Origin of the sequence: Streptomyces sp. NPDC056347 (genome assembly GCF_042262625.1) — a bacterium.
Taxonomy (GTDB): domain Bacteria; phylum Actinomycetota; class Actinomycetes; order Streptomycetales; family Streptomycetaceae; genus Streptomyces.
In genome coordinates this window covers 18,192-27,508 of record NZ_JBHJQP010000114.1, presented here as the reverse complement: position 1 = coordinate 27,508, position 9,317 = coordinate 18,192, and the positions used below count along the sequence as shown (strand labels likewise).

Annotated in this window: 10 protein-coding genes; all 10 read left to right on the top strand. The window is 71.6% G+C overall.

Annotated features, from left to right (window positions below; translation table 11 throughout):
* The first annotated feature begins 560 nt into the window (after positions 1 to 560).
* The 10 genes from ACFCV8_RS24285 to ACFCV8_RS24240 all read left to right on the top strand — a co-directional run bounded on the left by ACFCV8_RS24285 (position 561) and on the right by ACFCV8_RS24240 (position 9,312).
* A complete protein-coding gene (locus ACFCV8_RS24285; protein WP_376687532.1) occupies positions 561 to 692 on the top strand; it encodes a hypothetical protein in 132 nt (43 codons plus the stop codon).
* A 97-nt stretch (positions 693 to 789) separates the two neighbouring features.
* Positions 790 to 1,569, top strand: coding sequence for a hypothetical protein (locus ACFCV8_RS24280; protein WP_376687531.1), 780 nt, complete (start codon positions 790 to 792; stop codon positions 1,567 to 1,569).
* Positions 1,570 to 1,630: 61 nt separating this feature from the next.
* Positions 1,631 to 2,917 carry a serine hydrolase domain-containing protein gene (locus ACFCV8_RS24275; protein WP_376687530.1) on the top strand — a complete coding sequence of 429 codons (1,287 nt, stop codon included), beginning with the start codon at positions 1,631 to 1,633 and terminating at the stop codon, positions 2,915 to 2,917.
* 18 nt (positions 2,918 to 2,935) lie between these two features.
* Complete coding sequence (locus ACFCV8_RS24270) at positions 2,936 to 3,898, top strand: hypothetical protein (RefSeq protein WP_376687529.1); 963 nt, start codon at positions 2,936 to 2,938, stop codon at positions 3,896 to 3,898.
* Positions 3,892 to 5,055: a cytochrome P450 gene (locus tag ACFCV8_RS24265; protein ID WP_376687528.1), complete on the top strand. Its 1,164-nt coding sequence runs from the start codon at positions 3,892 to 3,894 to the stop codon at positions 5,053 to 5,055. Before ACFCV8_RS24270 ends, ACFCV8_RS24265 begins: the two co-directional genes overlap by 7 nt.
* Complete coding sequence (locus ACFCV8_RS24260) at positions 5,052 to 5,939, top strand: aldo/keto reductase (RefSeq protein WP_376687527.1); 888 nt, start codon at positions 5,052 to 5,054, stop codon at positions 5,937 to 5,939. Before ACFCV8_RS24265 ends, ACFCV8_RS24260 begins: the two co-directional genes overlap by 4 nt.
* Positions 5,939 to 6,403 (top strand): hypothetical protein, encoded by a 465-nt coding sequence (locus ACFCV8_RS24255; RefSeq protein ID WP_376687526.1) that lies wholly within the window; start codon positions 5,939 to 5,941, stop codon positions 6,401 to 6,403. Before ACFCV8_RS24260 ends, ACFCV8_RS24255 begins: the two co-directional genes overlap by 1 nt.
* Positions 6,396 to 7,070 carry an NADPH-dependent F420 reductase gene (locus ACFCV8_RS24250; RefSeq protein ID WP_376687525.1) on the top strand — a complete coding sequence of 225 codons (675 nt, stop codon included), beginning with the start codon at positions 6,396 to 6,398 and terminating at the stop codon, positions 7,068 to 7,070. Before ACFCV8_RS24255 ends, ACFCV8_RS24250 begins: the two co-directional genes overlap by 8 nt.
* The gene (locus ACFCV8_RS24245; RefSeq protein WP_376687524.1) at positions 7,064 to 8,029 is read left to right on the top strand and encodes a Gfo/Idh/MocA family protein; all 966 of its coding nucleotides are present in this window, start codon (positions 7,064 to 7,066) and stop codon (positions 8,027 to 8,029) included. Before ACFCV8_RS24250 ends, ACFCV8_RS24245 begins: the two co-directional genes overlap by 7 nt.
* A 2-nt stretch (positions 8,030 to 8,031) precedes the next feature.
* The gene (locus ACFCV8_RS24240) at positions 8,032 to 9,312 is read left to right on the top strand and encodes an MFS transporter (RefSeq protein ID WP_376687523.1); all 1,281 of its coding nucleotides are present in this window, start codon (positions 8,032 to 8,034) and stop codon (positions 9,310 to 9,312) included.
* The last annotated feature ends 5 nt before the right edge of the window (positions 9,313 to 9,317 follow it).

The window sequence follows — 9,317 nt, the reverse complement described above, 5'->3', positions numbered from 1 at the left end:
TCCCTTTTCCGCAGCGGCCCAAAGGGTCGCAGGGCAGTGAGCCTCTCCCGACCGCTCCGGCCGTACAAGAGCCGCGGGCGTTCATGAAGTGGCATTGCAGGAGGCTGAACACGAACGAAATGCCCGAATGGGGCACCGGCCGTCATGCCGGCAGCGGGACCCGTGGGCCGGGCGGGGCGGCACGTCCGGCCCACGGGGCGAGGGCTGCCCCGCAAGCCCCGGCGGGGCGGCCCGTACCCAGCCGCCCCCTGGGCGTCCGGTCCGCTCTGCAACAAGTTCCGCCGACGGGCCGCAGCGCCCCGGTCGCAGCGGTTCGGCGGCCGGGACGGTCCTGATTGACAGTGAATGCCCGAGTTCGGCGGGATCCGTTCCCTCAGGTTCCTGCAATGTCACATCATGCGCCATTGCCTTCGTTGTCGTGCCGTCGTTCCCGGGGCAATTCTTGTTCCAGCAAGCAGGAAGTGCTCCGGAACAACTGGAGGAAAACTCCAGGAAATCCGACTTGCTCTTGCTGATTCATATGGATAGGGGAGTCCGCTCCCCCTGTGAAAGGAATGGCTATGGAGTCCCAGGACAACAAGAGCATCGAGATCGTCGAGAACACCGAGCAGTCGATGATCGAGGACATCGAGATGCTGGCCTGGCCGCGGAACCTGGCCGTCGTTCCGGCGGACGTCCTCGACCTGGTCTGATCCAGGGCGAGGGGCGGGCCGGCGTGCCGATCAGGCCGTCGGCCCGCCCGGCTCCTCGAGTGTGGAACCGCGACGGCACCGCAGAAGGACACCGCCCATGAAGATCACCATCAGTACTCCGCACCTCACCGTGGTGGATGACTTTCTCGGTGAGGCCGAATTCGCGTCGCTGGCAGCCTCGCTGCAGTTCCTGCCGTACCGCCCCATGCATTCCAGGGAATGGGTCAAGGCGTACGGGATGTCACCGGCCACGGTCCTTCAGAGCGAGATGGTCACCCGGGGCCGGGTGGACTCCACTCCGCCGGGGATGGGCCGGGTGGGCGAGCTCGTCGAGCGCGTCGCCGGGCCCGGGGAAGCGCTGTCGCACGACTACCCGCGGGGAATCACCGGCCAGGGGGCCACGGTCACCGGACGCACGGTGCTCTCGGGTGTGGGCGCGGGGCTGAACTGGCACAACGACGCCGAGAGCCTGCTGGGCGCCTATGTCTTCTACGGGCATCCGCGGTGGGGTTCCACGTGGGGCGGCGAACTGCTCGTCCTCGCCGAGGAGGAACGTGCCGAAGCGGAACGTGCTGAAGCGGAACGTGCCGAGGAGCAACGCGCCGGGGAACGTGCCGAAGAGGAACGGGCCGGGGAATCCGCAGGCCGCCCGCGGGGGATCAGCGGCGACCTGGGGCCCGACTTCATGCTCGACACACGCGCCGAGCGGTACCGGAACGACATCGGGCACGGCATCTTCGTGTCCGCCCGCCCCAACCGGCTGGTCCTCCTCACCTCCCACGTCCACCACCGGGTCGCACCGGTGACGCCCGGCGCGGGAGACCAGCCCAGGACGGCGGTCGTCGGCTTCTTCGTATCGGACGCGGGCACCTCCTGAAGGGGCCGTCCCTCCGTCCCAACTCCCAGCTCGGATTCGTGATTCAGTGATACCGCAAGCGATGATTCAGGACGCGCTCGACGAGGCGATCGTGGAGGCCGGCACCAGCGGAAACATGGTGGTGCTCCTCGTCGACAAGGGACGCGAGACCCTGGTCGAGCGGGGAGCCGGGCACGGTGGTGCGGCGCCGGCGGAGCAGTATTACCAACTGGGCTCCATTTCGAAGTTCGTCACCGCGGCGGCATGCCTCGTCCTGGCAGAGCAGGGCGATCTGCCCCTGGACGAGCCGATGCGGTTCGTCGACCACCTGATTCCCCGGTATCTGGGACAGCGGGTCGCCCTCACACCCCGCCAGGTCCTCCATCACGTCACGGGCCTCAACGTACGCAGTATTCCCGGCTATCCGCGTGACGAGAACGTTCCCACCGTCGCCGGGATCATCTCCGGGGAGGGGCGGTCACCGGCGCTCGCATTCACCGGAATACCGACGGGCCGTGTCGCCTACTGCAGCGGCGCTTTCGCACTCCTCCAGGAAGAACTCGACCGGGGCCGCGGCCCCGCCGCGGCTCTCCCGGACGCGATCCGGGCGATCTCCCCCGGTACGGCCGTGCTGACCGACACGCTCCCGGGAGCGATGAGCCCGCTCCTGGCGAAGGGCTTCATCCACCCGGCGATACCGGTCCCGTACGGCTCGCTCCACTACCCCGAGACCTGTGCCGGCGGCTTCTGGGCGCGTCCGGCCGACCTCATGGCCCTGCTCGTCGACCTCGCGGCCCGGCTGCGGGGCGGCGGTGACGGCGGGGTGAGCGGCCGGATCCGTGGAGAACTGCTCTCCCGCGCCCTCCACCCGAAGATGGCGATGTCCGTCCTGGTCGACGAGGACAGAGAAGGGCGGACGTACTACCACCACCAAGGGGCCGCCGCCGGATTCACCACCGAATTCGCGAGCTACCCCCAGGAGGACGTGCACATCGTCGCCATGGCCTCGGCCGCGGTCACCCCGCCGGAGCTGCGCACAGTGGTCAAGCAGGCGCTCGCCGCCTCGTCGGTGGGCACGCCGGCGCCGTCGTGGAGCGGGCTTCCGCCGAAGAGCACGACCCCGGCGGACCACCGCACCGAGGACACCGGGAGCTATGCGGGCGACTCCCTTTGGGCCGAGGTGGCGGCGGACGTCGCCACGGTGCGCACCCGGAGCGGGTTCGAGATCGAACTGCGCAGGACGGCCGCCCATGTCTACGCGGCAGGCACGGAGCAGTACCCCAGATGTGTGATCGACGGAGACCGGATGCGGTTCGGCGACGGCTCCCGCCTGTACCGGCTCAGCCGTTCCTCGGCACCCGGATCATGAGAAAGGTCGGTGGCCCCGATGCCGGAACTCCTTGAGCTCACCAGGATCCAGGGCGGCTGGGACCTCTTCATGACCAGCTACGTCGAAGCCGCCCGGACATTGCGGAGAAACCCCGAACGGCTCGCGGAGCTGTGGGCCGAACGCCGTCGCGCGGTGGCGGCACACCCGCTCTCCGACGAGGTGCGGGGGCTCTACCGGGCCCAGATCGGCCGGAGCCGTGCCGCCCTGGCCGAGTCGGCCTCCCCCCTGCTCCAGCGGTACGCCGACAACGCCGTACCGCTGATCGAGCACGCCTGGCTGCGGAACAGCCCCCTGCACAGCAGCGCGGTCGAGGCGGCCCGCGCCGTGGTGCGGGAGCTCTCGCTCCCGGGCGAGGCGGCGCTGGCCACGGTCACCAGCCCGCCCGGCGGCGGACCGGCCGGCCGAACCGCCAAGACGGCCAACGGCTTTCGCATCCTGGCCACCGACGACGGCACCACGTCCGGCCTCGCGGTACTGCTCCACGAGGTGGGGCACTTCCTCTACGAGGCCGATCCCGGCCCCGGCCCCACCGAGGGCCTCGCGCACTACGTCGAATCCGAGGCCACGGCGCTGGCCCTGGGACGCGTGGGGTTCGACAGCTACCTCGCCGCGCTCCCGGAAGCCGGCGAGAGACGGCGGCTCTGGGCCGCCTACTGCGACACCGAGGCATGGCTGAACCACTTCTACTTCCTGACGGAGGCCGCTGAACTGGGCCTCTGCGAACCGCCTTCGAGCGAGCTGGACATGCTCTACCTCCGCGACACGTACAGCATCTCGGTCGGATACCAGTTCGTGTACGCCGCGGCATCGAGCCTCGTGGCCGGTCACTCGGAGCAGTTCGTCGCCCGGCTCGCCGCGGCGGGCGGGCCCGGTGCGGCCGACGGGCATTCCCCGCCGCCGCATCCCGCACTCAACCCCGAACACCGCCGCATGAGAGAGGAGATGGCCTCCGCATGGTGATCGATCATGTCGGGCAGGACCCCCAGGACGAGGTCGCGGCGCGCTTCTACCGCAGAATCGACCGCAGCCGGGCCGTCCAGCAGACCGACGAGGGGCTCTGGCTGGTCCTCGGCCATCCGGAGGCGGTACAGCTCCTGAGGGACCGCAGCGTCAGCAGCATGACCAGGACGCCCGGGTCCGGCATCTGGGACCAGGTCTCCTCGCGGTTCTTCATGTTCAAGGACGCCCAGCAGCACCTGCGGCTGCGGCGCATGGTCAGCGACTGCTTCACCCCCGCCCGCCTGGCCGAGCTGAAGACCGTCATCCACCGGGCGGCCTGCGACCGCCTGGACCGGTTGGGCGACAGGGCCGAGGCCGGGGAACGGCAGGCCGACATCATGGCGGAGGTGGCCTATCCGGTCGCGTCGGACGCCATCTGCCGTCTGCTCGGGGTGTCCCCGGCCGAGAGCGCCTTCCTCGGCCGGTGGGCCGTCTCGCTGTCCCGGCACACCACGGACGAGCAGTTCAACCGCAGTGCCGAGGAGATCCTCGCCTTCTTCCGGGAGGAGCTGTCCGCCCACCGCGAGACCCCCCGGGGCTCCGGACTGCTGCCGATCATGGCCGAACGGGCCCTCGCTCTCGGCATCGACGACGACGAACTCCTCGCCACATGCATCCTGCTGGTCGTCGCGGGCTTCGAGACGAGTGCGAACTTCTTCGGGAACATGCTCCTGTCGCTGCTGTGGCGACGCGAGCGGTTCGAGCGGCTGGTGGCCGACGAGACACTGGTCGCGCCCGCGATCGAGGAGCTCCTGCGGCTGCACTCCCCCGCGCACGTGGTGATGCGCCGGACGGCCGGCGCCACCGCCGTGGGGGACACGGTCATACCGGCCGACGCCCAGGTGGCCGTACTCCTCGGGCTGTGCAACCGGGACCCGCGGATCTTCGACGATCCGGACGCGTACCGCCTCGACCGGACGTCCAACCCGCACCTCAGCTTCTCCCAGGGCCCGCACTACTGCGTGGGCGCCTCACTGGCCCGGGTCGAGCTGGAGGCGATGCTGCGCGCGGTCCTCGACCGCCTTCCCCTGCTCTCCCTCCACGCGGAGCAGCCGCTGCGCTGGTCCGGCCGCTTCCTGGGCAGGGGCCTCGACCGGCTGGAGATCCTCGCGTCATGAGCACCCGGAACGACGTCCTCGTCAGGAGCGCGCCCGTGCGGGAACCGGCCCTGCCGTGGGGACCCCTGCGCCTGGGGCTGGGCGGCAACCGCCTGGCGGGACCCGATTCCTTCGGCCCGCCGCGGGACGAGGCCGAGGGCCGAAGGGCCGTGGACCTCGCCTGTGACCTCGGGGTGGCGGTCATCGACACCGCCGACTGCTACGGCCCCCACTGGTCCGAGCGCATCATCGGAGACGTGCTGAGCCGGCGCGGCTCCCGTCCGCCCGTGGCCACCAAGGTGGGCGTGGTGCGTGACGCGGACGGCGGCTGGGTCGTCGACGCACGGCCGGAAAGGCTGGCCCGGGCCGCCGAGGACAGCCTGCGCAGACTGCGGCTCGAAGCGGTCGACGTGCTGCAACTGCACCACCCCTCCACCAGGATCCCCCTGGAGGAACAGGTGGGTGCCCTGCAGGACATCCGGCGCAGCGGCCTGGCCCGCCACATCGGACTGTGCAACGTGACGCTCGACCAGCTGCGGCGCGCCGAGCGCGAGGGGCCGGTCGTCAGCGTGCAGAACCACCTGCATGCCCGGCGCATCACGCCGGACGACCTGAACCTGTTGGCGTACTGCGAGGACCGGGGGATCACCGTCATGGCCTACCAGCCCTTCGCGGAGGGCGCCCTGCTGACCGAGCCGAGGGTGGTGCGGGCGGCCGAACGGAAGGGCGTTCCCGCAGCCCAGGTGGCGCTCGGCGTCCTGCTCGACCTCGGCGACCACGTGGTGCCGATCCCCGGCGCGGGGTCGGCCCGGCACGTGCGGGCCAACGCCGACGCCGTCGTGGACCACCTCGGCCCGGCCGGCCGAGCCCCCCGACCGGCGCCGACCGAGGGGGAGCGGCCGTGATGCGACTGCCCGAACGCCCGGGGCCGCTGCCCCGGGTCAGTGCCACCGTGCCGCACCAGCAGCTCACCCAGAACTCCCCGTACCACGTGCAGCGACGGCTGCTGCGCAGGTGCGAGGAGCTCCCGGGCGTCGAGGTGGCCCCCACCAGGGTGTCCGTTCCGGGGGCCGTCGGCCTGCACCTCACCGAAGTGACGGAGGCGGGGAAGCGGGGCCGGTCGTTCGAGTTCGCGCACGCCCACCCCTCGTACGACGGCTCGTGGCACGTCTGCCTGCCGGTGGCCGAGGCGGCCTCGGTCGTCGCGGCGGGCCGGGGCGCGTACCACCCGCTCGCCGGTGACGGGCTTCCCCGGGGCACCGTCCTGCTGTTCGCACCGAGGGACGGCGAGGAGTCCGCCATCTGCTTCGACGTCCTGAAGAGCGCCCACGCCTTCGCCGCACGCACCCTCGGGGGATCCGATGTCTGACGACGACCACGGTCCGGTGTGCGTGCTGGGGGCCGGCCGCTTCGGGACGGCCCTCGCCCTGCGGCTGATGGACCACGGGGTCGCCACCCGGGTGGCCGCGCGCCGTGCCGGTGCCGGGACGCCCGAAGGTGCGGGGCCCCTGCTGGACCGGGGGGCCTTGCGGCCCACGCCCGAAGCGCTCGACGGCGCGGGCGTCGTGGTGCTCGCGCTGCCCTTCTCCGCCGCGCTGAACCTGGCCGAGAAGTTCCCCGGGTTCGCCGAGGGCCGGATCGTGGTGGACGCGACGAACCCGCTGACCGAGGAGGGCGACGGCCTCGTCCTGCCGCCCCACACCAGTGGAGCGGTCGAGATCGCCCGGCGCATCCCGTACGCGCGACTGGTCAAGGGCTTCAGCACCTGCACCGCCGCCGACCTCGCCCCGGACGGCGCGGGGGCGGTCAACCTGGTGGCGGGGGACGACGAGCGGGCGAAGCGGACCGTGCTGCGCCTGTCCCGCCGTATCGGTGTCGAAGCGCTCGACGCCGGCGTACTGGCCCACTGCGGTGTCCTGGAGGGGATGGCGCTGCTGCGCGAGGAGATCCGGCGCCGCAACCCGGACACCGCCGTTCCGCACCGGTCGGCCCACGCCCCTTCCGCTCCCGGTACGGGGGTGCGGTTCCGATGGTGAACTGGGGTTTCATCGGTGCCGGCCATGCGGCCCGGGTCGCCATGGCACCGGCCGTGCACCGGTCCCGGCCGAGTACCCTGCGGATCGCCGCGGCCAGGGAGCTGCGACGGGCCGAGGCCCTCTCGCCCGGGAGGGGGACCACCGACTACGCGGACGTGCTGGCGGACGACGCGGTGGACGTCGCCTACATCAGCCTGAGCAACGAGAGCCACCTGGCCTGGTGCCTCAAGGCGCTGGAGGCGGGGAAGCACGTGCTGTGCGAGAAGCCGCTCGGTCTGTCGGCCGCGCAGGTGGACCTGATCGCGCGGGCCGCCGACCGCGCGGGCCGTACCGTCTCGGAAGCCATGTGGTACCGGTGGCACCCGCGGATGCGCGCGGCGGAACGGATCGCCGCGTCCTTCGGCCGCGGGGCGCACATCGACGCGACGTTCGCCGTGCACCGGTCGGACCACGGGAACTACCGGTGGGACCCGGCGCGGGGCGGCGGCGCACTCCACGACCTGGGGGGCTACGTGCTGAGCGCCGTACTGGCCATGAACGGCTGGCGGGTGCCCCGGGTCGTGTCGGGCACCAGGGTCACCGGCCCGACCGGGGTCGACACGAGCACCACGGCATCACTGGCGTGGGACGACGGCGCGACGGCCACGGTCCACGTGTCGTTCACGGCGGACCAGCCGCGTGAGGTCCTCGACCTGCGCGGGGACGGCGAGCGGCTCGCACTGCCCGACTGGCCGTTCTCCGCGATCGCGCGGGACACCGTGCACCTGGTCCACCGCGACACGTCCGGGCGAAGGACGGTGACGGAGTACGCCGACGTCGACGCCTACCGCCTGATGGTGGACGACTTCAGCCGCGCGGTGAGCGGCGGGAGCGGCTGGACCATGCCGCTCGCCGAGTCCCGCGCCGTGGCCGCGCTGTCCGAAGCCGTGGCCCGCACAGCCTCATCCAAGGAGAACTGACGATGGATTCCGTACCCGGCGAAGGGCCTTTCCGGAAACTGTGGGCGGCCACCGTCACCTCGAACCTTTCCGACGGGGTGAGCCTGGCCGCGGCGCCCCTGCTCGCGGCCACCGTGACCCACGACCCGGCGCTGATCGCCGGGATCACCGTGGCGCAGCGGGCCCCGTGGCTGGTGCTGGCCTTCATATCCGGCGCACTCGCGGACCGGCTGGACCGCAAGCGCGTCACGCAGGCGGCGAACTGGATCCGCTTCGCCGCATTCCTCGCGCTCGCGCTGGCGGTCCTCGGCGACGCGGTCTCCATGCCGCTGCTCTACGCGGTCTTCTTCGCCATCGGGACCGCCGAGACGCTCTACGACAGCGCGTCGTCCGCGTGGCTTCCGACCCTGGTGGCCCCGGACGACCTGGGCCGGGCCAACGGACGGCTGCAGACCACGTACGTCGTCTGCAACGAGTTCGTCGGGCCCCCGCTCGGCGGATTCCTCTTCGCCTCCGCCGCCGCGGCCCCGTTCGTGCTCGGCGCCACCGGCTATCTGGCCGCCATCGGACTGCTGGCGCTGATCCCCACGGCCTCCCGGAAGCGGCAGGAGCCGGCCGCGGAACCCCTGACGGTGAAGGGCATCGCCTCGGACATCGCCGACGGCGCGCGCTGGTACTGGGCGTCGCCGACGCTGCGGTCGCTGAGCGCGATCGCGGCGATGGGCAACGCCGTCAGCGCCGCCACGTACGGCATCCTCGTGCTGCTCGCGACGGACGTGCTGGGCGTCACCTCGGGCTGGTACGGCGTCATGCTCGCGGCCGGTGCCATTGGCGCGGTCCTCGGTGGCCTCGTGGCCGGCAAGGTCGGCGAGTGGATGCCGCTGGGCACGCTGATCCTGGTGACGAACCTGCTGTCGGCCGCATCCACGTTCGGCATGGGACTGGCGATCAGCCCCGCGGCCACCGTCGCCTTCATGGCGCTGGACGGCTTCGTCGTGCTGATCCAGACCATCCAGGTCGTCACCCTCCGGCAGCAGATCGTGCCGAACGAACTGATGGGCCGCGTCACCGCCGCCTACCGCTCCGTCGCCGTGGGCGCCTTCACCGTCGGAGGCATCGTGGGCGGCCTGGTCGCGAAGTTCTTCGGCATCCCCGCCGCGTTCTACACCGGCGGTGTCGCCATGGCGGCGACCGCGTTCGTGGTCCTGCCCGTGCTGAACAACAGGCGCCTCGCCCAGGTGAAGAAGGAGGCGGAGGAAGCGGAAGGAGATTCCGGGGAGAAGAACGCGGAAGCCTCCGTGTGACGTTC

Coding starts and splice junctions, on each gene's coding strand:
- ACFCV8_RS24245 (WP_376687524.1), top strand. CDS start 7,064: ATGGTGAACTGGGGTTTCATCGGTGCCGGCCATGCGGCCCGGGTCGCC.
- ACFCV8_RS24270 (WP_376687529.1), top strand. CDS start 2,936: ATGCCGGAACTCCTTGAGCTCACCAGGATCCAGGGCGGCTGGGACCTC.
- ACFCV8_RS24240 (WP_376687523.1), top strand. CDS start 8,032: ATGGATTCCGTACCCGGCGAAGGGCCTTTCCGGAAACTGTGGGCGGCC.
- ACFCV8_RS24260 (WP_376687527.1), top strand. CDS start 5,052: ATGAGCACCCGGAACGACGTCCTCGTCAGGAGCGCGCCCGTGCGGGAA.
- ACFCV8_RS24285 (WP_376687532.1), top strand. CDS start 561: ATGGAGTCCCAGGACAACAAGAGCATCGAGATCGTCGAGAACACCGAG.
- ACFCV8_RS24255 (WP_376687526.1), top strand. CDS start 5,939: ATGCGACTGCCCGAACGCCCGGGGCCGCTGCCCCGGGTCAGTGCCACC.
- ACFCV8_RS24275 (WP_376687530.1), top strand. CDS start 1,631: ATGATTCAGGACGCGCTCGACGAGGCGATCGTGGAGGCCGGCACCAGC.
- ACFCV8_RS24265 (WP_376687528.1), top strand. CDS start 3,892: ATGGTGATCGATCATGTCGGGCAGGACCCCCAGGACGAGGTCGCGGCG.
- ACFCV8_RS24280 (WP_376687531.1), top strand. CDS start 790: ATGAAGATCACCATCAGTACTCCGCACCTCACCGTGGTGGATGACTTT.
- ACFCV8_RS24250 (WP_376687525.1), top strand. CDS start 6,396: ATGTCTGACGACGACCACGGTCCGGTGTGCGTGCTGGGGGCCGGCCGC.